The 25,911-nt window shown below is 74.6% G+C and carries 18 protein-coding genes; 12 read left to right on the top strand and 6 right to left on the bottom strand.

What is annotated here, in order from left to right; all coding sequences use genetic code 11:
* The 5 genes from DVH02_RS09200 to DVH02_RS09180 all read left to right on the top strand — a co-directional run.
* Positions 1-148 (top strand): substrate-binding domain-containing protein (locus DVH02_RS09200; RefSeq protein WP_114623257.1); only part of this gene is annotated, 148 nt, incomplete at its 5' end.
* Positions 149-261: 113 nt separating this feature from the next.
* Positions 262-2,268: an ABC transporter permease gene (locus tag DVH02_RS09195; protein WP_114623256.1), complete on the top strand. Its 2,007-nt coding sequence runs from the start codon at positions 262-264 to the stop codon at positions 2,266-2,268.
* Between the two features lie 92 nt (positions 2,269-2,360).
* On the top strand, positions 2,361-4,307 hold the full coding sequence (locus DVH02_RS09190; RefSeq protein ID WP_114623255.1) for a potassium channel family protein: 1,947 nt from the start codon (positions 2,361-2,363) through the stop codon (positions 4,305-4,307).
* 72 nt (positions 4,308-4,379) lie between these two features.
* On the top strand, positions 4,380-4,580 hold the full coding sequence (locus DVH02_RS09185; RefSeq protein WP_114623254.1) for a hypothetical protein: 201 nt from the start codon (positions 4,380-4,382) through the stop codon (positions 4,578-4,580).
* A 304-nt stretch (positions 4,581-4,884) separates the two neighbouring features.
* Positions 4,885-5,925: a phosphatidylinositol-specific phospholipase C domain-containing protein gene (locus DVH02_RS09180; RefSeq protein WP_114623253.1), complete on the top strand. Its 1,041-nt coding sequence runs from the start codon at positions 4,885-4,887 to the stop codon at positions 5,923-5,925.
* Positions 5,926-6,007: 82 nt separating this feature from the next.
* Here the strand turns inward: DVH02_RS09180 and DVH02_RS09175 are convergent, their stop codons facing one another.
* Together DVH02_RS09175 and DVH02_RS09170 are read right to left on the bottom strand one after the other, a co-directional pair.
* Positions 6,008-7,573, bottom strand: coding sequence for an ATP-dependent DNA ligase (locus tag DVH02_RS09175; protein ID WP_114623252.1), 1,566 nt, complete (start codon positions 7,571-7,573; stop codon positions 6,008-6,010).
* A gap of 122 nt (positions 7,574-7,695) precedes the next feature.
* On the bottom strand, positions 7,696-8,886 hold the full coding sequence (locus DVH02_RS09170) for a pectinesterase family protein (RefSeq protein WP_233518111.1): 1,191 nt from the start codon (positions 8,884-8,886) through the stop codon (positions 7,696-7,698).
* Positions 8,887-9,107: 221 nt separating this feature from the next.
* Here DVH02_RS09170 and DVH02_RS09165 point away from each other — a divergent pair, with 221 nt between their 5' ends.
* The gene (locus DVH02_RS09165; protein ID WP_114623251.1) at positions 9,108-11,456 is read left to right on the top strand and encodes a serine/threonine-protein kinase; all 2,349 of its coding nucleotides are present in this window, start codon (positions 9,108-9,110) and stop codon (positions 11,454-11,456) included.
* Positions 11,457-11,569: 113 nt separating this feature from the next.
* Complete coding sequence (locus tag DVH02_RS09160) at positions 11,570-13,126, top strand: phytoene desaturase family protein (RefSeq protein ID WP_114623250.1); 1,557 nt, start codon at positions 11,570-11,572, stop codon at positions 13,124-13,126.
* A 39-nt stretch (positions 13,127-13,165) separates the two neighbouring features.
* On the opposite strand, the gene DVH02_RS09155 is transcribed toward DVH02_RS09160, so the two are convergent.
* Positions 13,166-14,851 (bottom strand): serine hydrolase, encoded by a 1,686-nt coding sequence (locus DVH02_RS09155; protein WP_114623249.1) that lies wholly within the window; start codon positions 14,849-14,851, stop codon positions 13,166-13,168.
* 176 nt (positions 14,852-15,027) lie between these two features.
* On the opposite strand from DVH02_RS09155, the gene DVH02_RS09150 reads away from it, so the two are divergent.
* A complete protein-coding gene (locus DVH02_RS09150) occupies positions 15,028-16,134 on the top strand; it encodes a calcium:proton antiporter (RefSeq protein ID WP_114623262.1) in 1,107 nt (368 codons plus the stop codon).
* On the opposite strand, the gene paaK is transcribed toward DVH02_RS09150, so the two are convergent.
* The gene (paaK, locus tag DVH02_RS09145; RefSeq protein ID WP_114623248.1) at positions 16,124-17,446 is read right to left on the bottom strand and encodes a phenylacetate--CoA ligase PaaK; all 1,323 of its coding nucleotides are present in this window, start codon (positions 17,444-17,446) and stop codon (positions 16,124-16,126) included. The two genes, DVH02_RS09150 and paaK, sit on opposite strands and share 11 nt — an antisense overlap.
* Before the next feature lie 248 nt (positions 17,447-17,694).
* Between paaK and DVH02_RS09140 the strand changes: the two genes are divergently transcribed.
* From DVH02_RS09140 to DVH02_RS09125, 4 genes are all read left to right on the top strand, one after another.
* Positions 17,695-17,937, top strand: a complete 243-nt coding sequence (locus tag DVH02_RS09140) for a DUF397 domain-containing protein (protein WP_114623247.1) — start codon at positions 17,695-17,697, stop codon at positions 17,935-17,937.
* 84 nt (positions 17,938-18,021) lie between these two features.
* On the top strand, positions 18,022-18,522 hold the full coding sequence (locus DVH02_RS09135) for a hypothetical protein (protein ID WP_114623246.1): 501 nt from the start codon (positions 18,022-18,024) through the stop codon (positions 18,520-18,522).
* A 315-nt stretch (positions 18,523-18,837) separates the two neighbouring features.
* The gene (locus DVH02_RS09130; RefSeq protein WP_114623245.1) at positions 18,838-21,126 is read left to right on the top strand and encodes a glycoside hydrolase family 95 protein; all 2,289 of its coding nucleotides are present in this window, start codon (positions 18,838-18,840) and stop codon (positions 21,124-21,126) included.
* A gap of 125 nt (positions 21,127-21,251) precedes the next feature.
* Complete coding sequence (locus DVH02_RS09125) at positions 21,252-22,361, top strand: baeRF3 domain-containing protein (protein WP_114623261.1); 1,110 nt, start codon at positions 21,252-21,254, stop codon at positions 22,359-22,361.
* 88 nt (positions 22,362-22,449) lie between these two features.
* On the opposite strand, the gene DVH02_RS09120 is transcribed toward DVH02_RS09125, so the two are convergent.
* Both DVH02_RS09120 and DVH02_RS09115 read right to left on the bottom strand, forming a co-directional pair.
* The gene (locus tag DVH02_RS09120; protein WP_114623260.1) at positions 22,450-24,390 is read right to left on the bottom strand and encodes an N-acetylmuramoyl-L-alanine amidase; all 1,941 of its coding nucleotides are present in this window, start codon (positions 24,388-24,390) and stop codon (positions 22,450-22,452) included.
* Between the two features lie 269 nt (positions 24,391-24,659).
* Entirely contained in the window at positions 24,660-25,787 is a 1,128-nt protein-coding gene (locus DVH02_RS09115; protein WP_114623244.1) for an aminoglycoside phosphotransferase family protein, read from the bottom strand.
* Positions 25,788-25,911: the final 124 nt, after the last annotated feature.

Here is a 25,911-nt window from a genome sequence, read left to right as displayed (position 1 = left end):
CCCGGACGCGCAGAACGCCATCGCCGACTACCCGGCCGCCACCCTCAAGACGTCCGAGCACAGCGAGGCCGCCGCCGCGTTCGTCGAGTGGCTCAGCGGCGCCGAGGCGCAGAAGATCCTCCGGGCGGCCGGTTTCCAGCAGCCGTAGGGCGTGCCCGCGACCTCCGTACGAAGGGGCTGTCCGCCGGACCGGCGGACAGCCCCGCGCCGCCCCCGTGCCCGCCGCCCCGCCCGCCGCGCCGCCCGAGCCCAGGAACCCCGATGAGACGCCTACGCCCCCGTACCGGCAGGCCCGGTCTCCCCGTCGCCCTGGCGGTGCCCGCCCTGCTCGCCGTCGCGTTCCTGCTGCTGCCCCTGCTCGGCATCCTCGCCCGCACGTCCTGGGGCGACCTCGGTACCCACCTGACCAGCCCGGAGGTCCTCCAGGCGCTGCGGCTCTCGCTGCTCGTCTCGTTCTGGGCGCTCGGGCTCTCCCTGGTGCTCGGAGTGCCGCTGGCCTGGCTGCTGGCCCGGGTCCCGTTCCCCGGCAAGGCGCTCGTACGCACCCTCGTCCTGCTGCCGATGGTGCTGCCCCCCACCGTGGGCGGCGTCGCGCTGCTGCTCGGCTTCGGCCGCCGGGGGCTGCTGGGACCCTGGCTGGAGGAGACCTTCGGGATCACCCTGCCGTTCCACACCTCGGGCGCCGTGATCGCCGCGACCTTCGTCGCCATGCCTTTCCTGATCATCAGCCTCGAAGGTGCCCTGGCCGGACTGCGGCCCGCCTACGAGGAGACCGCCGCGTCGCTTGGCGCCTCGCCGTTCCGGGTGTTCCGCACCGTCACCCTGCCCATGGTCGCCCCCGGCCTCGCCGCGGGCGCCGCGCTGACCTGGGCGCGCGCCCTGGGCGAGTTCGGCGCCACGATCACCTTCGCCGGAAACCTCCCCGGCACCACCCAGACCCTGCCGCTCCAGGTCTATCTGCTGCTCCAGGACTCGCCGGAGGCCGCGACCTCCGTCTCGCTGCTGCTCCTCGCGATCGCCATGGCCGTACTGATCGGCCTGCGCGGCCGCTGGACCGGCGGTACGGCCGACCGCAGGGCGGACCGGGGACCCGTACCCGAGGACGACGAAGCGGACGCGGACGCGGGTGCGGACGCGGGTGCGGACGCGGGCACCGGGGGGACGCCGGGGGACGGGCCCCCGCGCAAGCCCGCCGGGTCCGCCGATCCCGCCGAGCCGTCCGATCCCGCCGAGCGGTGGCCGCTGCACGCCGACGTCACCGGCTTCAACCGGCTCACCCTGGAGGCGGCGCCCGGCACCACCATCGCCGTCGTCGGACCCAACGGCGCGGGCAAGACGACCCTGCTGCGCGCCCTCCTCGGCCTGACCCCGCGCGCCCACGCCGCGCTGCGCCTCGGCGACCTCGACGTCACCGCCCTGCCGCCGCACCGCCGCCGCGTCGCCTGGGTCCCGCAGAACGGGGCCCTCTTCCCCCACCTCACCGCCCTCGCCAACACGGCGTACGGCCTGCGCGCCCACGGCGTCCCGCGCGCCGAGGCCCGCCGCGCCGCGCAGGAGTGGCTCGACCGGCTCGGCGTCGGCCATCTCGCCCACCGCAGACCCCACCAGGTATCGGGCGGCCAGGCGCAGCGCGTCGCGCTGGCCCGCGCACTCGCCACCCGCCCCCGGCTGCTGCTCCTGGACGAACCCCTCGCCGCCCTCGACCAGACCACCCGCGCCCACGTACGGCACACCCTGCGCCGCCACCTCGACCGCTTCGGCGGCGTCTGCCTGATCGTCACCCACGACCCCGTCGAGGCCGTCTCGCTGGCCGATCGGGTGCTCGTACTCGACGAGGGCCAGGTCCTCCAGGACGCCCCGCCCGCCGACGTCACGCGCAACCCGCGCTCCCCGTGGGTCGCCCGCATGCTGGGCCGCAACGCCTGGCCCGGCACCTTCGGGCCCGACGGCCTCGCCCTCGCCGGAGGCGCCCGGCTGATCGTCGCGGAGCCACTGGCCGAGGGCACGGCCGCGCTGGCGATCATCGCCCCTGAGGCCGTCTCCGTGCACCGGGAGCGGCCCGGCGGCAGCCCGCGCAACGTCTGGCCGGGCACGGTACGGGAGATCACCGCCCTGGGCAGCAGGCTGCGCGTCCTGATCGCCCCGGACCAGGCACCCGACCTCGTCGCCGAGATCACCCCCGAGGCCGCGGTCGAACTCCGGCTCGCCGACGGCGTCCGCGTCTGGACCGGCGTCAAGGCCACCGAGGTCACCCTCGTCACCCTCTGACGCCCGGTCAGGGACCCGACGCCCCCATCGGTGACAATATTGACGTGTCCACACTTCCTCACCAGGTACCTCGCGGCCCTCTCGCGGGCCACATGGTCGTCTGCGGCGACGACACGCTCGCCCACCGGCTCGCGGACGAACTGCGCGACGTCTACGGCGAGCGGGTCACGCTGGTCGTCCCGCCCGTACGCGCCTCCCGGCTCCCGCCCACCCCGGTCGCCGGTATGGGCCGGGCCACGGCCTTCTTCGGACGGATGTCCGCGGCCATGGCCCGTACGGCGGCCACGCTCCCCGAGGCGGACGGGCGCAACCCCGAGGAGCGGACCGGACCGCTCCTCCTGGAGTCCGCCGAACTCGACGAGGACGTCCTCGTCGAAGCGGGCGTCGCGGACGCGGCGGCGCTCGCCCTCGTCCACGACGACGACGAGATCAACATCAGGGCCGCGCTCGCGGCCCGTCGGCTCAACCCCCAACTGCGCCTGGTCATCAGGCTCTACAACCGCAAGCTCGGCCAGCACCTGGAAGCCCTCCTCGACCAGGCGGCGGCCGTCGCCGTACCCGGACTGGACACCGCGGCCCTCGACGCCACCACCACCGTCCTCTCGGACGCCGACACGGCCGCTCCCGCCCTGGCCGCCACCGCCGTCGCGGGCACCAGCAAGGTCGTCCGGGCGGACGGTCTGCTGCTGCGCGCCGTGGAACGCAATCCGCCCGGCCCCGGCGAGGTCGCCGACCCCGGGCTCTGCACCCTCGCCCTGCTCTCCTCGACGACCAACGACCCGGCCGGAGCGGAGGGTTCGGACAGCAGCGGGCAGGAGGGCCCGGCGCTGCTGCCCGACGACGCGAGCGCCGCCGCCGCCACCGGGCGCGGCACGGTCGTCCTGGAGGCGGTGTCGCACGCGGGGCCCGATCTGTCACCGCGCTCGCTCGCCGGCCGGGGCGTGCCGCTCGGCTCACTGTTCTCCCGGCGGCTGCGCTGGTCCATCGCGGGCATCCTCGGCGCCGTCCTGGCGCTCGCCGTCACCTCCTGGCTGCTCACCGACGACCGCCCGCCGGCCGCGACGTACCACGTGCTGCTCGACCTCTTCGCCATCGGGGACCCCGCCGTCGGCGAACCCGCCGACCGGCAGATCCTGCAACTCCTCGCCATGGTCACCGGACTTCTGCTGCTCCCGGTCGTCCTGGCGGCCGTCCTGGAGGCCCTGGGCACCTTCCGTACGGCCTCCTCGCTGCGCCGGCCGCCGCGCGGCCTCTCCGGCCATGTCGTCCTGCTCGGCCTGGGCAAGATCGGCACCAGGGTGCTGGTACGGCTGCGCGAACTGGAGATCCCCGTGGTGTGCGTCGAGGACGACCCCGAGGCGCGGGGCATCGCGCTCGCCCGCGGGCTGCGCGTACCGGTCGTCCTGGGCGATGTCACCCAGGAAGGGGTGCTGGAGGCGGCCAAGATCCAGCGGGCGCACGCCCTGCTCGCCCTCACCAGCGCCGACACGACCAACCTGGAGGCCGCGCTGTACGCCCGCTCCGTCGCCCCCGGGCTGCGGGTGGCGCTGCGGCTGTACGACGACGACTTCGCGACCGCCGTCTACCGCACCCTGCGCGCCGCCCACCCCGGCGCGCTCACCCGCAGCCGCAGCGTCTCCACCCTCGCCGCCCCGGCCTTCGCCATCGCCATGATGGGCCGCCAGATCCTCGGCGCCATCCCGGTGGAGCGCCGGGTGCTGCTGGTCGCCGCCGTCGACGTGGCGGGCCATCCGCGCCTGGAGGGCCGTACGGTCGGCGAGGTGTTCCGGCCGGGCACCTGGCGGATTATCGCCCTGGACACCGCCGCCCCCGGCGACCGGCTGCCCGACCTGTCGGACACCCGGCCCGACAGCGAGGGGCCGAGGCCGCCCGGCCTCGTCTGGGACCTGCCTCCCGGCTATGTGCTGCACGCGCGGGACCGGGTGGTGGTGGCGGCCACCCGCCGGGGCCTGGCCGAACTGCTCGGCCGGCAGTCGGGCGCCACGCCCCGTCGGCCGCCGGGTCCCGCCGCGCCCTGACCCCGCCACCTGGGATGCGGCCGGGGCGGGCGGGCACGAGAATGGCGACCACCGGACGAACGAGGAGGCGGCATGAACGCGGAGCCCGCTGCGCAGCCGGACCACGAGGGCGTGACCCCCGACCGGCTGCTGCACACCGGAGCCTGTGAAGAGGTGACGGCCGAGGATCTGGTGCTGGCCTCCGGCCGGGATCTCACCCCCGAGACCATCGAGTGGGCCCGGCGCAGACTGGCCGAGCGGGGCCGCTCGGCCATCGAGGAACAGCTGCCCTGACCGCGCCCCCGCGCCGCGTACCACCCCGGCGCCCCGTGCCACCCTCGCGCCCCGTACCGCCCCGCGTGCCCTGAACCACCTCGCGCGCCGTACCGTCCCGCACCCCTGAACCGCCCCGCGTGCCCCGCCGCTGCCGAGCGGCGGGGCACGCTGCCCGTTGTCCGCCTCCACGCGGTCCGCTCGCCGTCGGCACGCCCCGCTGATCGAATCCGTAAGCCCATGTCCTCCCGCCGGTCACCGAACTGGCCTACTCTGCCTCTCGGTTGACATGCCCCACACATGCGCAACAGGAGGAACAAGGGATATGGCAAAGCTTCTTCGCGCCGCGCTGACGGCCGGCGCGGTCACGGCGCTCGCTCTCACGGCCACCCCGGCGAACGCCGCCGGACCCGAGCAGCTGCCGTTCCCCGCCGGCACCGCCGTCGGCGTCCACAACTCGTACGAGAAGGCCACCTTCCCGTACTTCGCCGACGCCCTGGACTCCGGCGCGGGAATGCTCGAAATCGACGTCTGGACCAATGCCTTCGGCGCGTCCTGGCGCGTCTCGCACTCCAACCCGATCGGCAACGACAACAACTGCGCGAACGCCACCACCACCGCCCAGCTGCGCACCAACGCCAAGAACCGGGACCTGGCGGGCTGCCTCAACGACATCAGAACCTGGCACGACGCCAACCCCGGCCACCGGCCCGTCGTCCTCAAGCTGGAGATGAAGGACGGCTTCCTCGGTACGTCAGGACGCGGCCCCGCCGCCCTCGACGCGCTGCTCGGCAGCAAGCTCGGTGACGCGCTCTACCGCCCCGCCGACCTGGTCGGCGGCCACAGCGACCTCGACACGGCGGTCCAGGCGGGCGCCTGGCCCACGCGCGCGCAGCTCGCGGGCAAGTTCATCGTCGAACTCATCCCCGGCACCGTCGAGGAGTCCAATCCGTTCGACACCCTGTGGACCGACCGTGAGTACGCGATGTACTTGCGCGACCTCAAGGCGGCCGGGCGGCTGGGCGAGGCCGCCGCCTTCCCCGCCGTCCACAACGCCGCCGCCGGTGATCCCCGCACCCGGTACACGGACGCGGGCATCCGGCCCTGGTTCGTCTTCTTCGACGGGGACGCCTCCGCCTACGCCGCGGCCGGCTTCGACACCGCCTGGTACGCCCAGCGCAACTACTACCTGCTGATGACCGACGCGCACAACGTCGCGCCCGCCATCGACTCCGTCAACCCCACCGAGCAGCAGGCCAGGGACCGGCTGGACCTGCTGGCCGGGAAGCACGCCAGCCTGATCTCGTCCGACTGGCGCACGCTGACGTCCGTGCTCACGACGGTCGTCCCGCGCGCCGCCCAGTAACACCCCGGCGACACCTCGGGACCGCCCCGCGACGCCATCTCCCGGGGCGGTCCCCTCCCCGCCGCCCCGGGGGCCGCGCGGCTCAGCCCGCGCCACCGCCTTCCGTACCACCGCCTCCCGGGCCGCGGCCGTGCGCCGCCAGCACCGTGTCCACCGTGTCCGCGTCCGCCGCCCGCTTGTCCACCCGGTAGCGCAGCACCCGCGCGAAGCGCAGGGTCACCCCCGCCGGATAGCGGGAGGAGCGCTGCAGCCCGTCGTAGGCGACCTCGACCACCAGCTCGGGCCGTACGGTCACCGTGTGCCCGTCGTCGCGCACCGCCAGCTCCCGCAGCCGCTCCGTCTGCCAGGCGAGCGTCGCGTCCGTCAGCCCCTTGAAGGTCTTGCCGAGCATCACGAACGAGCCGTCCTCCCGCCGCGCGCCCAGATGCAGGTTGGAGAGCCTGCCGGTGCGCCGGCCGTGCCCCCACTCGGCCGCCAGCACCACCAGGTCCAGGGTGTGCACCGGCTTCACCTTCAGCCACGCGGCGCCGCGCCGGCCCGCGCTGTACGGGGCGTCGAGCGACTTGACGACCACGCCCTCGTGGCCCCGCTCCAGGGTGTCGCGCAAGAACGCCTCGGCGGCCGGGACGTCCCCGCCCGGGACCACGGTCCGCCGCACCCGCATCGGCTCCGGCACCAGCGCCGCCAGCGCCGTGTGCCGCTCCGCGCACGGCAGGTCGAGCAGATCCTCGCCGTCGGCCGCGAGCACGTCGAAGAAGACCGGCGACAGCGGCACCGCCCGCGCCGCCGACTCCACGTCGCCGCGCGAGCCGACCCGGCCCGCCACCTCCTGGAAGGGGCGCGGCCGGCCCCGCGCGTCCAGCGCGATGACCTCTCCGTCCAGCACGAAACCGTCCCCGTCCAGCGCCAGCGCCGCCGCCGTCACCTCCGGCAGCCGCTCGGTGATGTCGTCGAGCGTGCGGGTGAAGACCCGCACCGCCGCACCCTCCCGGTGCACCTGCACCCGGATGCCGTCGAGCTTCTCCTCGACGGCGCACTCCCCGAGCCGCCCGAGCGCCTCCGCGACCCCGGTGGCGCTCTGCGCGAGCATCGGCAGGACGGGGCGGCCCACGGTCAGCAGGAACTCCTCCAGCACCCGCGGCCCCTCGGCCAGCAGCCGCTCCGCCACCCGCGGCAGCGACCCCGCCAGCATCACCGCCCGCCGTACCGCCTCCGCCCTGGCCCCCGAGGTCTCCGCGAGCGCCTCGACGGCCACCGCGTCCAGCGCGCCCTGCCGGATCTCGCCCGAGATCAGCCCGACGAGGAACCGTTGCTCCTCCTCGGTCGCCGCCGCCAGCAGCTCCTGGACCAGCCGTCTGCGCTCGCCCTGGGCCCCCGGTCCCGCGACCGCCGCGAGCGCGGTGAAGACCGCGTCCACCCGGTGCACGGTCAGCGTCGCCCGGCCGGCCGGCGGGGGCGGGTCCTTGAGCGCGTTCCAGCCGACCCCGATCCGGCCCTGGGGCAGCCGCCCGGCCAGATACGGGATGACCACGGGGACATCCTCGGGGCCCGCCGTCCGGAAGACCCCGGCCAGCAGGGAGATCTTGCGGGAGCGCGCCGGGACCCCGGCGACCTCCCCCGATACATGGGCGAGCGGTGCCAGCAGCATGCCTCCATGGTCCAACGCCGGACCGCGCTCCGCGCGCCGGGCGCCTCCCGCGCGGGCGCCCACCGTCGCCGGGCGCCCGCGCGGGGCGGCGGCCGACCGGGCCGACGGCCCCGTGCGCGGGGTCAGCCCACCGGGTTCCAGCCGTCCGTACCGGCCAGATACGCGGCGGCGGTGTACTCGCCCGCCTGGGCGGCCGTCAGCTGCGGCCGGTTGGCGTTGACCGTCGCGCCCGGCCCGGTGTTCGCGTACTCGTGGAAGCGCGCCGACTTCCACGGGAAGGTGCCGAAGTCGGTCCACGGAGCGGCGACCCGCACCGCCGCGGGCAGCGAGGTGTCTCGGATCACCAGCTGACCCACGGCGTCCGCGGTGGGGTGCCAGGGCCGCCCGAGGGAGAAGGTGTTGGCCGCCGCCGAGCTGGAGACGGCCGAGCCGGTGATGAGGATCCCGTACTTCTTGGCGGAGTTGGTGGCGGGCGCCGCGAGATAGCCGTTGTTGCCGCCCGCCGCCGCGCCCCGGTCGCGCAGGGTGATGTTGACCCGGTCGTAGACGGCGGTGGCGTCGCCGAAGATGAAGTCGACGTCACCGCTGATGAAGGAGTTGCGGAAGTACTGGCGGTACTGGCCGGTCGCGGACGGCGCCCAGTTGAGAACGGTGTCCTGGTGGCCGATGAAGCGGTCGTTGCGGAAGATCTGGCGGTCGCCCTGCGCGGTGACCGCCACCGCCTGGGTGTCGGTGATCTCGGGGTGCTCCGAGCGCAGCCAGGTGTTCTGGACGGTGACCCCGGTGACGGTCAGGTTGTTGGCGGCGAAGGTCGCGGTGGCGCTGCCCCGGGTGCCGTACGTGGTGCCGTCGGGCTTCTTGGTGCCCGCCGCGTTGTCGTAGGTGATCACGATGTCCTCGGCGTTGCCGGTGTCGCCCTTGACGGTCAGCCCGCTCTTGCCCGCCGGGACGTTGATGACCTCGCGGTAGGTGCCCTTGGCGATCGAGACCGTGTCACCGGCGGCGGAGGCGTCGATCGCCGCCTGTACGGTGCGGTACTGGGCGGAGCCGTCGGCGGCGACGCTGCGGGTGGTGGCGACGCTGCGGGTGGTGGCCAGGGCGGCCGACAGGCGCCCGGCCGGGGACCCCGGCGCGGCGCTCGCCCGCGCCGCGGGCGGGAACGCGCCCAGCCCGGCCGCCGCCACGGCGACCGCCGAGAGCAGCGCCGTACGGCGGGCGAGCCGCGACCGGTGGCGCGCGGCGGGCGGACTCGGAGGATTCTGCGGGTTCCGCGGGTTCCGCGGGTTCCGCGGCGACAAGAGTGGTGTGGACACCGGGCGACGTCCTTCGTCGTGGGGGAAGGGGGGAACTTCACCCCTCAGTGGGCGCCGTCGCACAGAAGGTTGCCGTCCGATCAACCGGTGTCGCCGCCACGCCCTCGGCGGTGCGCATTCCGCCCGACACTCCTCCCGCCCCGTACACACCTCCCCGGCGGGCGGCCATACTGGACGGTCAGGGGAGGGCGCGGCGAAGGTGACGGGGGCGACAGCACGCGATGGCGGACAGCAGGCTGATCCAGGGCCGCTACCGGCTGCTCGATCTCATCGGGCGCGGCGGCATGGGCGAGGTGTGGCGGGCGCGCGACGAATCGCTCGGCCGGCAGGTCGCGGTCAAGTGCCTGAAGCCGCCGGCGCCGCAGCAGGACCGCTCCTTCACCCGCATCATGCGCGAGCGGTTCCGGCGCGAGGCCCGGGTCGCGGCCGCCCTCCAGCACCGGGGCGTCACCGTCGTCCACGACTTCGGCGAGTACGACGGGGTTCTCTACCTCGTCATGGAGCTGCTCGAAGGCCGCAACCTCAGCCAGCTGCTGGAGGACCGGGCCAGGGACACCGCCGACGACCGCGACCCGGACGGCACCGGTCCCCGGACGGCGGACACGGCGGAGGGGCGCAGACAGCGCCCGCTGTCCGTCCCCGAGGTCGTCGACATCGCCGAGCAGGTCACCGACGCCCTCGCCTACACCCACGAACAGGGCATCGTCCACCGGGACCTGAAGCCCGCCAACATCATGCGGCTCACCGACGGCACGGTGAAGATCTGCGACTTCGGTATCGCGCGCCTCGGCCACGACATCGGATTCACCGCCCGGCTCACCGGCACGGGCATCGCCATGGGCACCCCGCACTACATGTCGCCCGAACAGATCTCCGGCGGCCAGATCGACCACCGCAGCGACCTCTACTCGCTGGGGTGCGTGCTGTACGAGATCGCCACCGGAAGGCCGCCGTTCGACCTGCCCGACACCTGGTCGGTGCTGGTCGGACACCGTGACACGGACCCCGAACCGCCCAGCGAGCACCGCGCCGGGCTGCCTGCCTCCTTCGACCGGATCGTCCTCGGCCTGCTCGCCAAGACACCCGAGGAGCGCCCCGCCGACGCGGCCGACCTGCGTCGCCGGATGGCCGAGGCGCGGCGGGTGGCGGGACCGGCCGGCCGCCGGGCGCTGCCCGCCCCGCACGAGCGGCCCGCCCTGACCGCCGGAGCGGCGCCGTACCTCCCGGGCGGCGGCCCGGAGCCCGCGGCGCCGCCGCTGCCCGCCTGGACCCGGTCGATGACCACCGGCCACAAGGCGGTCGGCCTGTCGGAGCTGCGGGCCACGCCGCCCGATCACACGGCGGGCCTGACCGGCGAGTGGACGCGCCCCGCCGACCCGCGCGCCACCATCGCCGCCCCCGCGGGCACCGCGCGCCCGGCCCCGCAGCCCGAGCACCTGGCCGCCCTCACCACCCGGCACAACGCGGGACTCAGCCTCGGCAGGCTCGGCCGCTGGGAGGAGGCGGGCGAGGTGCACCGCGCGGTCGCCGCCGAGCGCGCGCACACCCTCGGCCCCGACCACCCCGACACCCTCGGCAGCCGGTACGAGGTCGGGTTCACGCTCAGCAGGACCGGCCGGACGGCCGACGCCCTGCGCGAGTTCTCCGCGGTCGCCGAGGGACGCGCGCGCACCCTCGGCGCCGACCATCCGGACACGCTGGCCGCCCGGCAGGAGACGGCGTACGCGCTCGGTCAGCTCGGCCGGCACTTCGAGGCCCACGAGGTCTTCGCCGCCGTGCTGGCCGCCCGCGAGCGCACCATGGGCCCCGACCACCCCGACACCCTGCGCTGCCGCCACAACCTGGCCTACAACCTCAGCAGACTGGGCAGGCTGGCGGACGCCCACCGCCTCGCGCACGAGGTCGCCGTCGCGCGCGCCCGCGTCCTCGGCCCCGACCACCCCGACACGCTCGTCAGCCAGTACGAGGTGGCCTACGCGCTGGGACAGCTGGGCCGCTGGCCGGAGGCGCTCTCGGTCTACCGGGAGGTCGCGGCGGGCCGCGCCCAGGCGCTCGGCCCCGACCACCCCGACACCCTCGCCGCCCGCTACGAGGTCGGCATCAGCCTGGGCCGGCTCGACCGCAGCGCGGAGGCGCTGGAGCTGTACCGCGGCCTGGTCGAGGACCGCGCCAGAGCCCACGGTCCGCTGCACCCGGAGACGTTGCGGGCCCGGCACGGACTCGGCGTCAACCTGGGGCGGCTGGCCCGTTGGGAGGAGGCGCTCACCGAGGCCCGCGAGGTGTGCGCCGCCCGGGAACGCGTCCTCGGCCCCGGCCATCCCGACACGCTCGTCAGCCGCCGCGAGATCGCCGTCGGCCTGGGCTGGCTCGGCCGCTGGACGGAGGCCCTGACCGTCTACCGCGAGGTCGCCGACGCCCGCGCCCGCGTCCTCGGCCCGACCCATCCCGAGGCGCTGGCCAGCCGGGACGACGAGGCGCACTGCCTGGAGCAGCTGGGCCGGTCGGCCGAGGCGGCGGCGCTCTACCGGCAGGTGGCGGCGTTGCGCCGGGGGCCAGGCCGGGGCCACTGACGAGGCACGGCGCCGGGACCGCTTCCCGTGCCGGGACCGCTCCCCGCGCCGCTTCCGCGCCCGCGCCGCGGCCCGCCGCTGGTCCCGCGATCGTCCGCGTGCTACCAAGAGCCATGCCCGCACACGCCTCGTACGACGCCGTCATCGTGGGAGGCGGCCACAACGGTCTGGTCGCCGCCGGCTACCTCGCCCGCGCCGGGCGCTCCGTCCTGGTGCTGGAGCGCCTCGGGAACACCGGCGGCGCCGCCGTCTCCAGCCGCCCCTTCGCCGGGGTGGACGCGCGGCTGTCCCGCTACTCGTACCTGGTCTCCCTGCTGCCCCGGAAGATCGTGCGCGAGCTGGGGCTGCGCTTCACCACGCGCCGCAGGACGGTCTCCTCGTACACCCCGCTCGGCGACGGCGGGCTGCTGGTGGGACAGGGCCGTACGCGCGACTCCTTCGCCGCGCTGACCGGCGGCGACACCGAGTACGCGGCCTGGCGGGAGTTCTACGGGATGACGGCGCGGGTGGCCGAGCGGGTCTTCCCCACGCTCACCGAGCCGCTGCCCGGCCGCGAGGCGCTGCGCACCCTCGTCGACGACGACACCGCCTGGCGCACGCTCTTCGAGGAGCCGATCGGCGTCGGCATCGAGGAGCGGTTCCGCCACGACCTGGTCCGCGGAGTGGTCCTGACCGACGCCCTGATCGGCACCTTCGCCGACGCCCACGACCCGTCCCTCGCGCAGAACCGCTGCTTCCTCTACCACGTGATCGGCGGCGGCACCGGCGACTGGGACGTGCCGGTGGGCGGCATGGGAGCCCTCACCGACGCCCTGGCGCACACGGCCGGGGCGGCGGGCGCGGAGATCGTCACCGGACACGAGGCCACCGGCATCAGGACCGACGGGACGGACGCCGAAGTCACCTTCCGCACGGGGGAGTCGACCGGCACGGTCGCGGCCCGTCAGGTCCTGGTGAACGCCTCGCCCCGGGCGCTGGCCGCACTCCTCGGCGAGGACCCGCCGCCCGCCGCCGAGGGCGCCCAGCTGAAGGTCAACATGGTGCTGCGCCGACTGCCCGCGCTGCGGGACCGGACGGTCGACCCCCGGGAGGCGTTCGGCGGTACGTTCCACATCGCCGAGGGATACGGCCAGTTGGCCACCGCCTACCAGGAGGCGTCCCGGGGCCGGCCGCCGAGCGCGCCGCCCTCCGAGATCTACTGCCACTCCCTGACCGACCCCTCGATCCTCTCCCCGGAACTCGCCGCCCGCGGCTACCAGACGCTCACCCTGTTCGGACTGCACACGCCCGCCCGGCTGTTCGCGGACGACAACGACGCCGTACGGGCGAGCCTGCTCGCCGCGACCCTCGCCGAACTGGACGCGCGGCTCGCCGAGCCCCTGGCCGACTGCCTCGCCGAGGACGCGGAGGGCCGGCCCTGTGTCGAGGCGAAGACGCCGCTCGACCTCGAACGCGAACTGGGGCTGCCCGGCGGCCACATCTTCCACCGGGACCTCTCCTTCCCCTACGCGTCGCCCGCCGAAGAGGGCGGCGCGGGCGGCGCGGGCGGCCGGTGGGGGGTGGAGACGGCGCACGCGAACGTCACCCTGTGCGGCGCGGGCGCGGTCCGCGGCGGCGGGGTCAGCGGGGTGCCGGGCCACAACGCGGCGATGGCGGTGCTGGGCGCGTAGGCACATCCGGGGGCCGAACCGGAGGCCGGGCCGGGGCCGTCAGTCGGGCGAGGCGCTCCAGCCGTCCGCGGCCGTCCGCGCCGCGTCGCCCGGCCGCGCCTCGTCGAAGACCGTACGGCCGTCGCCCCCCTCGATCCGCAGACCGTTCACATAGGCGCCGCGTCCCGTGTACGGCCCGCTCGTCACATACCGCCAGCGCAGCCGGAGCCGCGCCGTGTCCCCGAGGGCGGGCAGAGCGGCGGTCAGCCGGTGCCACACCCGGCCCGACCAGCCCGTGACCGAACCCGCGGGGCGGTACGAAGGACCGTGCCCCGGCCGTACGGTCGTGAAGGGCACCGGCCGCCAGCCGTCGCCCCCCTCCGGCGCCGCCTCCAGGAACAGCTCGCCCGAGCCGGGCACGGTGTCCCACCACAGCGCGCAGCTCAGCCGCCCCTGCCCCGGCCCCGGAGCCACCGCGGGCAGCGTCAGCGTGGCCGTGGCGCCGCGCGCCATCCCGGAGAACCAGGCGGTGGCGCCCCGTACCGGCAGGACCGGCACGGCGCGCGCCATCCGGTCCGCGCACGCCACGCGCGGCGCGCTGCCCGAACGGTGGCCGCGCACCGGGTGGACGGAGTTGCCGAGCAGGATCAGGAACGAGTCGCTCGTCGGATCGAGCACCAGGGACGTCCCGGTGAAACCGGTGTGGCCCACCGTGCGCGGCGTGGCCATCGCCCCCATGTACCAGCGCCTGCACAGCTCGAAGCCCAGCCCGTGCGGTTCACCGGGGAACGCGCCGTTGAAGTCGGTGAACATCAGCTCCACCGACTCGGGACGCAGGATCCGCGCCGCGCCGTACGCGCCGCCGTTCAGCAGCGTACGGGCGAGGACCGCCAGGTCCCGGGCGGTGGAGAAGACGCCCGCGTGCCCGGCCACCCCGCCCAGCGCGTACGCGTTCTCGTCGTGCACCTCGCCCCGCACGAGCCCCCGGTCCAGCCCCGACCACGGCGGGCGCGCGTCCTCGGTGGCGGCGATGAACGGCCGCCAGGACGGCGGCGGGTTGTACCGCGTCCGGCGCATCCCGAGCGGCGCGGTGATCTCGTCGCGGAGCAGCACGTCCAGCGGGCGGCCGGTGATCCGCTCCAGGAGCAGCTGCGCGGTGATCAGATTGAGGTCGGAGTAGACACAGACCGTGCCCGGCGGATGCGCGGGGGACTCCCGCCACAGCATCCGCAGCTTCCCCTCCCGGGTCGGCTCCGTGTACAGGGGCAGCCAGGCGCGCAGCCCCGAGGTGTGCGTCAGCAACTGCCGCACCGTGATCTCCCGCTTGCCCGCGCCCCCGAACTCCGGCAGATACGAGGAGACCCGCGCGGCCGGCTCCAGCTCGCCCCGCTCGATCCGCCGCACCGCCAGCACCGAGGTGAACAGCTTGGAGAGCGAGGCCAGGTCGAAGACCGTGTCCCCGGTCATCGCCCGCCGCCGCTCCGCGGGCAGCTCCACGGCCCGGTCGGTCCGCTCGTCGTACCCCGCGTACCGCACGGCGCTGCCCATCGCGTGGTGCGCCGCCACCGTCGCGCCCCGCCCGGCGAGCAGTACGGCGCCCGCGTACCAGGGATGGACGGGGGAGGGCCCGAGGAAGGCCGCCGCCTCGTCGGCCAGCCGCTCCACCTGCCCGGCGATCAGCCCCGCGCTCCCGGCGGAGCCGTAGCGCAAGGTGGGCGCCGCCTCACCCGCGTCGTCCCGTGTCATCAGCCATCCCCTCCCCGCGCACCGCGGGCGAACACGCCTCCTGTCCAGCGGATATCACACCGGAACTGAGCGCGCATCAGGGGCCGCCCCCGTGCCGCCCCGGTGCCGCCCCCCCCGTGCCGGTGCCCGGCGCCGCCCGCCGCGCGCGCCCCGGCGACCTCTGGCAGCGTGTGAGCATGGCTACGCGCATCGGCATCAGGTCACTGACCTCGCAGTGGACCGTGGTGGTGCCACTGCTCGCGGTGGTGGCCCTCGTGCTCAGCTGGGGGCGCAGCCTGCCGGGCTTCGCGGTCGGTCTGGTCGCGCTCTGCCTCGCGGGCGCGGTGCTCGCGGCGGTGCACCACGCCGAAGTGGTCGCGCACCGGGTGGGGGAGCCGTTCGGCTCGCTGGTGCTCGCCGTCGCCGTCACGGTCATCGAGGTGGCGCTCATCGTCACCCTCATGATCGACGGGGGCGACAAGACCGCCGCGCTCGCCCGTGACACCGTGTTCGCCGCCGTCATGATCACCTGCAACGGCATCCTGGGGCTCTGTCTGCTGGTCGGCGCGGTCCGCAGCAGGGTCGCCGTGTTCAACCCCGAGGGCACCGGCACCGCGCTCGCCACCGTCGCGACCCTGGCCACCCTCACCCTGGTGCTGCCCACCTTCACCACCAGCAAGCCGGGCCCCCAGTTCTCCCCGGCACAACTCGGCTTCGCCGCAGTCGCCTCGCTCGGCCTGTGGGGGCTGTTCGTCGCCGTGCAGACCGTACGGCACCGGGACTACTTCCTGCCCGTCACCCAGGAGGGCGATCTGCGCGAGGAGGATTCGCACGCCCCGCCGCCCAGCCGCCGGGCCACGCTGCTCAGTCTGGTGATGCTCCTGGTGGCGCTGATCGCGGTCGTCGGGGACGCGAAGGCGGTCTCTCCCACCATCGAATCGGCCGTGGACTCCGCCGGGCTGCCCCAAGCCGTCGTCGGCGTCGTCATCGCGCTGCTGGTGCTGCTGCCCGAGACCATCGCCGCCGTGCGCTCCGCCCGCCGCGAGCGGGTGCAGACCAGCCTCAACCTGGCGCTCGGCTCCGCCATGGCCAGCATCGGACTGACCATCCCGGCGATCGCGCTCGCCACCATCTGGCTGGAGGGCCCCCTGGTACTCGGTCTCGACGCCACCCACATGGTGCTCCTCGCGCTGACCGTGGTCGTCGGCGCGCTGACCGTCGCGCCGGGCCGCGCCACGCTGCTCCAGGGCGGGGTCCATCTCGGGATCTTCGCCGCGTTCGTCTTCCTCGCCATCAGCCCGTGACCGCGGGACCGCCCCGTCCCGCCGCGCCGTCCGTCCTGAGGTCCACGACGCGCCTGCTCTTGCCCGCCGACCGCTCCAGCGTCAGCGGATCGACCACCTCGACCGCCACCGAGACCCCCACCCCGTCCTTCACCGCCGCGCCGATCGCCCGGCCCGCCGCCGCGCGCTCCTCCCCGCTCGCGCCGGCCCGCGCCTCCACCCGTACGGTCAGCGCGTCCAGCCGCCCCGCGCGCTCCAGCCGGAGCTGGAAGTGCGGGGCCACCCCCGGCGTGCGCAGCACGATCTCCTCGATCTGCGTGGGGAAGAGGTTCACCCCGCGCACGATCATCAGGTCGTCGGTCCTGCCGGTGATCCGGGCCATCCGCCGGAAGGGCCGGGCGGTGCCGGGCAGCAGCCGGGTGAGATCCCGGGTCCGGTAACGGATCACCGGCATGGCCTCCTTGGTGAGCGACGTGAAGACCAACTCGCCCTCCTCGCCGTCCGGCAGCACCTCGCCGGTGACCGGATCGACCACCTCCGGGTAGAAGTGGTCCTCCCAGATGTGCGGGCCGTCCTTGGTCTCGACGCACTCCTGGGAGACTCCGGGCCCCATCACCTCCGACAGCCCGTAGATGTCGACCGCGTCGATCGCGAACCGCTCCTCGATCTCCCGCCGCATCTCCTCGGTCCACGGCTCGGCCCCGAAGATCCCCACGCGCAGCGAGGTGGTCCGGGGGTCGACGCCCTGGCGCTCGAACTCGTCGAGCAGCGTCAGCATGTAGGAGGGGGTCACCATGATGATCTCGGGACGGAAGTCCTGGATCAGCCCGACCTGCCGGGCGGTCATGCCCCCGGAGGCGGGGATCACCGTACAGCCCAGCCGCTCGGCCCCGTAGTGGGCGCCGAGGCCGCCGGTGAACAGCCCGTAGCCGTAGGCCACATGGACCCGGTCCCCGGCGCGTCCGCCGGCCGCCCGGATCGAGCGCGCCACCACCTCGGCCCAGGTGTCCAGGTCCCGCTGCGTGTAACCGACGACGGTCGGCCGTCCCGTGGTGCCGCTGGAGGCGTGGATACGGCGGACCTCGCGGCGGTCCACGGCGAACATGCCGAACGGGTAGTTGTCCCGCAGGTCCTCCTTGCCGGTGAACGGGAACCGCGCCAGATCGGCGAGCGAGCGGCAGTCCTCGGGGCGCAGCCCCGCCCGGTCGAAGGCGTCCCGGTAGAAGCCGACCCGGTCGTAGGCGTGGCGCAGGGTGCGGCGCAGCCGCTCCAGTTGCAGTGCGGCCAGCTCCTCGGCGCCGAGACGTTCCGCCGCGTCCAGCAGAGGTGTCATGGTGCTCCCTCCCGGTCCCTCGGGCCCTGCGGTCACCCACGGCGGAGCGATCGACCGATCATTCGGTTGATCGCCCCGGGATCAGTAATCCAGGAGCGCCGCCGGGCGTCAAGGGGTGCGGCACCCGCCGCGCCGAGGGGTTCCTGACGGCGCCAGGCCGCCCGCCCGCGACCCGCGGACGTGGCCTGTCCCGGACCGGCGGCGGTCGATAGGCTGACCCCGGGACGACACAGCGGGAGGAGCGGGACGTGGCCGAAAGCATCACCACCCAGAAGCCGCAATCGGGCTGGGACAAGCCGGAACCGGACCTGAGCGAAGCGCAGTGGCGCTCGGGCAGCCGAGGCGCGGGTGACGTCCAGATCGCCTTCGTCGAGGGCTTCATCGCCATGCGCAACAGCGGTCGCCCGGAGAAGCCGTCGTTGATCTTCACCCCCGCCGAGTGGCGGGCCTTCGTGATCAACGCGCGTGACGGCGAGTTCGACCTGACCTGAACCGGCCGCCACGGACCGGCCCCTGGCCTTCGGGGCCGGTCCACCCGGCTCCGAGGAAGTGGCGTGAACCCGTACCATGGTGGGATGTCCTTTCTCCGCCGCCGCAGCGCCGCCACACCCGCGGGCCCGGACTTCGATGTCCTGGCCATGGACCCGGGTGACTGGCCCGGCAATCTGGGCGCCGGGCTGCTGCCCGCGCCCGACGGCAGCTGCCAGGGTGTCTTCCTCCGGTACGACCTGTTCGGCGGCCGCGGCCCCTCGATGATCATCGGCAACCTCCCGGAGGGCTCCCCGGCCCGCGAGCTGGCGGAGGGGCAGATCCCGTTCGAGGTGGCCCAACTGCTGCTCGCCCTGGAGAACGAGGAGCCGGTCGAGGTCGTCGACGCCGAGGACATGCCGGTGATGCAGGGGGACAACCTGCTGATCGTGCGCCGCCTCAAGCTCTCGGAAAGCCGCATCTCCTGCGTGCAGTTCGACCGCAGCGACAAGGTGCTGGTCACCATCGCCAGCTGGGACCGGCCGATCACCGACGATCTGTACGCCCTGCTCAAGCCGCTGCCGGCGGAGCTGTTCCAGCAGGGCTGAGCCCGGCTCCCCCGGCCCGGTCCGCCCGCTCCCGCCGTCTCCCCGCCGTCTTCGCGTGGTGCCCTCCGGCCTGCCACGCGGAGACGCCATGTCGTCCCGCTGATCCCTTGCCGCATCAGTCATCGGACTTTTACCGTACTGGTCATGACGTCCGGGACGAGTCACAGCGCCAGCCCCACCGCCACGAACAGCGCAAGCAGCAGGCCGGTCACGGCAGTTCGAGGAGACCTCGGAGCAGACCCCGGAGCCGACCCCGTCCGTGATTCATCCGATGAATTTGCTGGATCCGTCGCATCCGTCGCATCCGTCGCCCCTGTGCTCCGGTACCGCACGCCCGCCACCGACTGGGAGCGCGAATCACTGCCCATCGGCAGCGGAGCGCTCGGCGCCGGTGTCTTCGGCACCCTCACCACGGAGCGGCTCACCCTCAACGAGAAGTCGCTGTGGACCGGCGGGCCCGGGGCCACCGGCGGATACGACCACGGCGACGGTCCCGGACCCGGCCCCGACGGCCTCGCGTCCGGCCCCGGAAGCCCCGAATCCGGTCCCGGCCCCGCCGCCCTCGCCGCCGTCCAGCGGCGTATCGACGCCGAAGGAGCGCTCGACCCGGACACGGTCGCCGCCGAACTCGGCCGCCCGAGGCGCGGCTACGGCGCCTATCAGGTACTCGGCGATCTCGAACTCGACGTCCCCGGCGCGCCGACCGCCCCCGACGCCTCCTACCGGCGCTCCCTGGACCTCGCGTCCGCGCTCGCCGCCGTCACCTACGCCCACCGGGGCACCACGTACACCAGGGAGTTCTTCGCCTCCCACCCCGCCTCGGTCATCAGCGGCCGGTTCGCCGCCGACCGGCCGGGACGGACCGCCCTCACCCTGCGCTACGTCTCCCCGCGCGCCGACTTCACCGCCACGACCGCGGGCGACCGGCTCACCGTCAGGGGCGCGCTCCAGGACAACGGGCTGCGCTTCGAGGCCCAGATCCGGGTGGCGGCCGACGGGGGCACGGTCACCGCCGGCCCCGACGGCACCCTCACCGTCAGCGGCGCGCACAGCGCCCGCTTCGTCCTCGCCGCCGGTACCGACTACGCCGACACCCACCCCCACTACCGGGGCGAGGACCCGCACCGCGCCGTCACCGAGGCCGTCGACGCGGCGCTCGCCCGCCCGTACGAGGCGCTGCGCGCCGACCATGTACGCGACCACCGCGCCCTCTTCGACCGGGTCCGCCTCGACCTCGGCCAGGACCAGACCGGGGCCGACCTGCCCACCGACCGGCTGCTGAGCGGCTACACCGGCGGGCCGGGCGCCGCGGACCGGGCGCTCGAAGCGCTGTTCTTCCAGTACGGCCGCTACCTGCTCATCGCCTCCTCCCGCCCCGGTTCGCTCCCGGCCAACCTCCAGGGCGTCTGGAACAACGTCACCGCCCCGCCCTGGTCGGCGGATTACCACACCAACATCAACCTCCAGATGACCTACTGGCCCGCCGAGACCACCAACCTCGCCGAGACCACCGCCCCCTACGACCGCTTCGTCGAGTCGCTGCGCGCCCCCGGCCGCCGCAGCGCCCGCGCCCTCTTCGGCACCCCGGGCTGGGTCGTGCACAACGAGACCACCCCGTACGGATTCACCGGCGTGCACGACTGGGCGACCGCCTTCTGGTTCCCGGAGGCCGCCGCCTGGCTCACCCAGCAGCTCTACGACCACTACCGCTTCAGCGGCTCCACCGGCTATCTGCGGGACACCGCCTACCCGGTGATGCGGGAGGCCGCCGAGTTCTGGCTCGCCAACCTGCGCACCGACCCGCGCGACGGACGACTCGTCGTCACCCCCAGCTACTCACCGGAACACGGCGACTTCACGGCCGGTGCCTCGATGTCCCAGCAGATCGTGCACGACCTGCTTACCAACGCCCTGGAGGCCGCCACGGTCCTCGGGGACGACCCGGACTTCCGCACCCGGCTGGGCGCGGCGCTCGAACAGCTCGACCCGGGGCTGCGCGTCGGCTCCTGGGGCCAGCTCCAGGAGTGGAAGACCGACACCGACAGCCAGCACGACGACCACCGCCACCTCTCGCACCTCTTCGCCCTCCACCCCGGCCGCCGCGTCGAGGCGGGCACCGCCCTGGCGGAGGCCGCCCAGGTGGCACTGACCGCGCGCGGCGACGGAGGCACCGGCTGGAGCAAGGCATGGAAGATCAACTTCTGGGCGCGGCTGCGCGCAGGCGACCGCGCCCACACCATGCTCGCCGAGCTGCTCACCCACTCCACGCTGCCCAACCTCTGGGACACCCACCCGCCCTTCCAGCTCGACGGGAACCACGGCGCCACCGCCGGGATCGCCGAGATGCTCGTACAGAGCCAGCACGGGCCGATCGAGATCCTGCCCGCACTGCCCGCCCGCTGGCCACACGGCCGGGTCACCGGCCTGCGGGCGCGCGGCGGCGCCACCCTCGACATCACCTGGCGGGACGGCAGGGCCACCCGGCTCGCGCTGCACGCGGCGGTCACCGGCGAGCTGACGCTGCGCTGCACGCTGTTCCCGGACGGCGAACGGACCCTGCGCGTGAGCGCGGGCGACACGTACACCTTCCCCGGCAGCCCCTGACCGCGGCCCCCGCCGGGCGGCCCTCCCGGGCACCGCTCTGCGGAAGCGCGCCGCATCACGCACCATGGATGGACGAGCGGGGCCCGCTCACCCGCTGCCGGACCTCCTTGGCGCGAAAGGCCAGCATGGACAGCAACGCTCTGACGCCCGACGTCCTGCGAGAACTGCGAACACCGCGCCCCTATCCCGCCGTCACCCTGACCATGCCCACCCACCGGCGGGAGCGCCACAAGGAGCAGGACACCGTACGGCTGCGCAACCTCCTCACCGAGGCCGGGCACCGGCTGGACGCCGACCCCGGCCTGGACCGGCACACCAGAACGGCGGTCAGACAGCAGCTCGATGACGCCGTCGCCGAGGTCGACCTGCGCCACGCGCTGGACGGGCTGCTGCTCGCCGCCGACGCCGGGGAGCACCGGATCTGGTACCTGCCGCGCGAGGTCCCCGAGCGCGTCGTCCTCGCCGACACCTACCTCACCCGCAACCTGGTGGCCGCGACCGCGCAGTCCCGCCCCTACTGGGTCCTCGGGGTCGCCGCCGACCGCGCGACGCTCTGGAGCGGCTCCGGCGAGTCCCTGTACGAGCATCACGGCGACGGATTCCCCATGACGCCGCCCGAGGAGAGCTGGGACGTCGAACGCGAGGAACGCGTCGGCGACACCCCGAGCACCTTCCGCGACGAGGAGACCCGCCGCTTCCTGCGCTCCGTGGACGAGGCGGCGGGCGCGGTGCTGGCCCGCCGCCCCCGGCCGCTGCACCTGGTCGGCCTCGCCCCGGCGCTCGCCCTGCTGCGGGAGGCGGGCCACGCCACCCACCGGGCCGCCGGGCGGCTGGTCAAGGGCGGCCTGACCGACGGGCCCGCCCCGGTCCTGCTCCGGGAGATCGGACCGCTCGTCGCGGAACACGCCCGCCGCGAGCTGGCCGAGGTGCTGACCCGGCTGGACGAGGCCAAGGGGCGGCGGACCTTCGCCGCGGGCCTCGACGAGGTCTGGGAGTCGGTGCGCGAGAAGCGGGCCCGGCTGGTGGCGCTCGAAGAGCACTACCGCCGTACGGTCCGGGTCTGCGACGGCCATCTCGTGCCGGTGGACGGGCAGAGCGCCGCCTCTCCCGACGTGCGCGACGACATCGTCGACGAACTGGTCGAAGCGGGCCTCGACGGCGGCGCCGAGGTGGTCTTCCTGCCGGACGACACCCTCGCGGGCCACGACCGCATCGCCGCCGTCCTGCGCTACTGACGGCGGCGCACCCCGGAGAGACGCAGGTGCCGGGCGTCACCGGCACCCCCGCGGCCGGCGACGCCCGACATCCCCCTCGACGGTCCGGTCAGCCGCGCGGGCGGCCCGCCGGACGTACCTCGACATCGGACGCCCTCACATAGGCGACCCGATGTCCGAACTGGATCTCGCAGTAGCGCTCCTCGCCCCGCACCACCCGGTGGCCCGAGGTGTCGAAGGAGGGCGCGTAGTAGTACTCGCCCGGAACCTCGCCGCCCACCACGTAGCGCTGCCCCGCGAGCAGCTTGTACGGGAACGCCGAGACCGCCTGCACCGGCACGCCCGCCGGATACGCCGCCGCCTCCGGATAGGCCCGCCCGTACACCGGGATCTCCGCGAGCCCCTTCCTCGGCGTCAGCACCTCGGCCGCGGCGCCCACGGCGGTCGGAGCACTGCGCGGATCACGGAACCACGCCTTCTGGCCGAGATACCAGATCGACGTCCAGTCGCCGGAGCGGCCCGCCACCGCGTACTGCTGGCCGGTCGTGGCACGGGCCCCCACGTCATTGACGTCGATCGTGGAGTCCGCACCGCCGGGACGCAGCCCGACGTCCTTCACCAGCGGCGCGTTCTCGTCCGGCGCGGTGTACAGCCGTACGGCCGCCGAGCCGTGCGGGGCACACGCCTGGTCCGGCTTCTCGCACCCCGTGTACGACGGCTGGTTGGCCACGTAGTCGGGACGGATCGTCACCACGCCCGCGCGCGCCCCCGCCGTCGTCCGGAACGGCTTGCCGAGCAGCTCGAAGTAGTGCGCCCAGTCCCAGTAGGGACCCGGATCGGTGTGCATGCCCGGAATCGTCGCCGTGGTCGTGCCCGGCACCGTGTCGTGCCCCAGGATGTGCCGGCGGTCCAGCGGCACGGAGTACTTCTTCGCCAGATACGCCACCAGCCGCGCCGACGTGCGGTACATCGCCTCCGTGTACCAGGCGTCGGGCGCCGCCAGGAAGCCCTCGTGCTCCAGACCGACCGACTTGGCGTTGACGTACCAGTTGCCCGCGTGCCAGCCGACGTCCTTCGTACGGACGTGCTGGGCGATGAACCCGTCCGACGAGCGCAGCGTGTAGTGCCACGACACGTACCGCGGGTCCTGGACCAGCTTGAGCGTGGTGTCCCAGGACCCCTCGGTGTCATGGACGACGATGTAGTCGACCGACTGCGACGCCGGCCGGTCGGCCAGATCGTGGTTGCCGTAGTCGCCCTCGCCGAACTCCTCGTACGGCGCGGGGATCCAGGTGCACGAGACCGTCTTCGGACACTCCGTGCCCGCCGCGTTCCCCGCGCGCAGCCCGAGCCGCCCCAGCCGGGAGGTGTCGGGCCGCGCTCCCGGGACCGCGCGCAGCGTCACGCGCTGGCCGCTGTCCGTGGTGCGCCGCTCGCCGGTACGGATCACCTCGTACACGTCCTGGGCATAGGCCGACGCCGTCGCCGAGTCGTCCGCGCCGGAGAACCGGGCCACCGCCCCGAACCAGTCGGCCGGATCGGCGCTCAGCGGCTCGCCCAGCTCCCGCTGGGCCGAGGCCAGCAGCGCGGCCCCGCCCCGGACATTGGCTGCCGCGCCGCGCCGCAGTTCCTGGGCGGACAGCCCGGTCAGCTCCGCGGCGCGGTCCAGGGTACGCAGCCGGGCGGGCAGCGCGGACGGCGCGGGAAGCGCCGCCCCGGCGCCGGTCCTCACCGGCCGCGACGCGTCGCCGCGCGCGTCCTCCGAGGGATCCGAGTGGTGCGGCGCCTCGGCCAGCGCCGTCCTGGCGTCCGTCAGATGCATCGGCCCGTAGCCGCCGGTGACGCTCGGCGCGCCGCTGTGCGTGTCCCAGCGCGACTGGAGGTACGCCACCCCCAGCAGCACGCTCTCCGGCACCCGGTAGCGTGCCGCCGCCGCCGCGAACGCGCCCTGCAGGGAGCCGGAGCCCGGCTGCTCGGCGGTGGCGGAGGGAGCGGCCGAGACCAGCGGCAGCAACAACGCGGCACACGCGACGACGCTCCCGGCCGTCAGCGCGCGACCGCGCGCGAACACCGCTCTGGGACGTGGGGGGACGGTGTCGCGCAATGCAGCCTCCAGTGACGGGTGGTGCGTGACATACCTGCCGGGCCGACTCGCCTACAGAGGTACCGGCTGCCGGACGATCCGTCAATCAGGCGCCACCGAAGGGATTTCGCACGTCAGCGCGGGTGCGACGGAGTTTCGCGGCGGTGGCTCCCGGGCCTGCGGCGCGTCAGTGGAGTGAACCAATGAACGCGCCCCGCGCCACCCCGTCGCCCAGGTCAGCGGGTGCCGACCGCCGCCCGCACCGCCCGGCGCGCCATCGCGCAGTCGTCGTGCAGCCGGCGCAGCAGCAGCCGCTGCTCCTCACCCGCCGTCAGGGCGTTCTGCCGCTCGGGGGCCGAGGCCGGGACCGAGCCGGTGGCCGACGGCGCCTCCCGCATCGCGCGCTGCACCGCCGTCTCGTACATCCGGATCTCCCGGGTCAGCACGAGCATCAGATTGACCAGGAACGCGTCCCGCGCCGCCGGGCCCTTGGCCGCGGCGAGCTGGCTGATCTTCCGCCGCGCCGCCGGGGCGTCCGCGAGCACGGTCCACAGCGTCGCCAGGTCGTACCCGGGCAGATACCAGCCCGCGTGCTCCCAGTCGACCAGCACGGGACCGGCGGGGGAGAGCAGGATGTTGGAGAGCAGCGCGTCACCGTGGCAGAACTCGCCCAGGCCCTGGCGGGCGCCCGCGAGCCCGTGCAGCAGCTTCTGCAGATCCCCCAGATCGCGGTCGGTGAACAGCCCCAGCTCGTGGTAGTGCGTGATCCGCGACGCGTAGTCGAGCGGCTTGTCGAACATCCCGGCCGGCGGGCGCCAGGTGTTGAGCCGGGCGATCGCGCCCAGCGCCGAGCGGATGTCCGCGCGCGGCGGGGCATCCATCGGATGACGGGTCAGGGCCGCGGCCCTGCCGGGCATCCGCTCGATCACCAGCGCACAGTTCTCGGGATCGGCGGCGATGAGCCGGGGCACGCGCACCGGGGGCCGGTGCCGGACGAAGGCACGGTAGGCCGCTATTTCGTGCCTGAACCTCTCCGTCCACACCGGCGAGTGGTCCAGCAGGCACTTGGCGACCGCCGTGGTGCGCCCGGTGGAACCGACGAGCAGGACGGAGCGGCCGCTGCGGCGCAGCACCTGCACCGGATTGAACTCCGGGCAGACCCGGTGCACGGCCGTGATCGCCATCCGCAGCTGGGCACCCTGGGGTCCGGACAAATCGAGTCTCCCGCTGAGCGGCCCCGCGACCGTCCCCGCCCTGAGCCGGGTCCGCCCCGCATGGGTCGGGTCGAGGTACGGGCCGCTCCCGGGCGTGACCGTACGCCGCTCCCGGGGCGGAGCCGACACGGAGGACGATGCTGTGTTCATGGGCGAGACAGATCCCTTCGTGTGTGGACGAGTTGCGTGCGCCCACCCGCCCCGGCGGCCGTGAGGCACCCTGGGGAGTACGTCCGGCTGCCGGGCCGGGGTGGCGCGTTCCTACCCGACACCG

It is taken from the genome of Streptomyces corynorhini (assembly GCF_003346515.1).
Classification (GTDB): domain Bacteria; phylum Actinomycetota; class Actinomycetes; order Streptomycetales; family Streptomycetaceae; genus Streptomyces; species Streptomyces corynorhini.
This window is presented reverse-complemented; position numbering and strand designations above follow the sequence as displayed.

Bases quoted from the DNA above. Each gene is read 5' to 3' on its own strand.
- DVH02_RS09180 (WP_114623253.1), top strand. From the start codon at position 4,885: ATGGCAAAGCTTCTTCGCGCCGCGCTGACGGCCGGCGCGGTCACGGCG.
- DVH02_RS09175 (WP_114623252.1), bottom strand. From the start codon at position 7,573: ATGCTGCTGGCACCGCTCGCCCATGTATCGGGGGAGGTCGCCGGGGTC.
- DVH02_RS09190 (WP_114623255.1), top strand. From the start codon at position 2,361: ATGGTCGTCTGCGGCGACGACACGCTCGCCCACCGGCTCGCGGACGAA.
- DVH02_RS09135 (WP_114623246.1), top strand. From the start codon at position 18,022: ATGTCCTTTCTCCGCCGCCGCAGCGCCGCCACACCCGCGGGCCCGGAC.
- DVH02_RS09185 (WP_114623254.1), top strand. From the start codon at position 4,380: ATGAACGCGGAGCCCGCTGCGCAGCCGGACCACGAGGGCGTGACCCCC.
- DVH02_RS09195 (WP_114623256.1), top strand. From the start codon at position 262: ATGAGACGCCTACGCCCCCGTACCGGCAGGCCCGGTCTCCCCGTCGCC.
- DVH02_RS09115 (WP_114623244.1), bottom strand. From the start codon at position 25,787: ATGAACACAGCATCGTCCTCCGTGTCGGCTCCGCCCCGGGAGCGGCGT.
- DVH02_RS09150 (WP_114623262.1), top strand. From the start codon at position 15,028: ATGGCTACGCGCATCGGCATCAGGTCACTGACCTCGCAGTGGACCGTG.
- DVH02_RS09155 (WP_114623249.1), bottom strand. From the start codon at position 14,851: ATGACACGGGACGACGCGGGTGAGGCGGCGCCCACCTTGCGCTACGGC.
- DVH02_RS09125 (WP_114623261.1), top strand. From the start codon at position 21,252: ATGGACAGCAACGCTCTGACGCCCGACGTCCTGCGAGAACTGCGAACA.
- DVH02_RS09165 (WP_114623251.1), top strand. From the start codon at position 9,108: ATGGCGGACAGCAGGCTGATCCAGGGCCGCTACCGGCTGCTCGATCTC.
- DVH02_RS09160 (WP_114623250.1), top strand. From the start codon at position 11,570: ATGCCCGCACACGCCTCGTACGACGCCGTCATCGTGGGAGGCGGCCAC.
- paaK (WP_114623248.1), bottom strand. From the start codon at position 17,446: ATGACACCTCTGCTGGACGCGGCGGAACGTCTCGGCGCCGAGGAGCTG.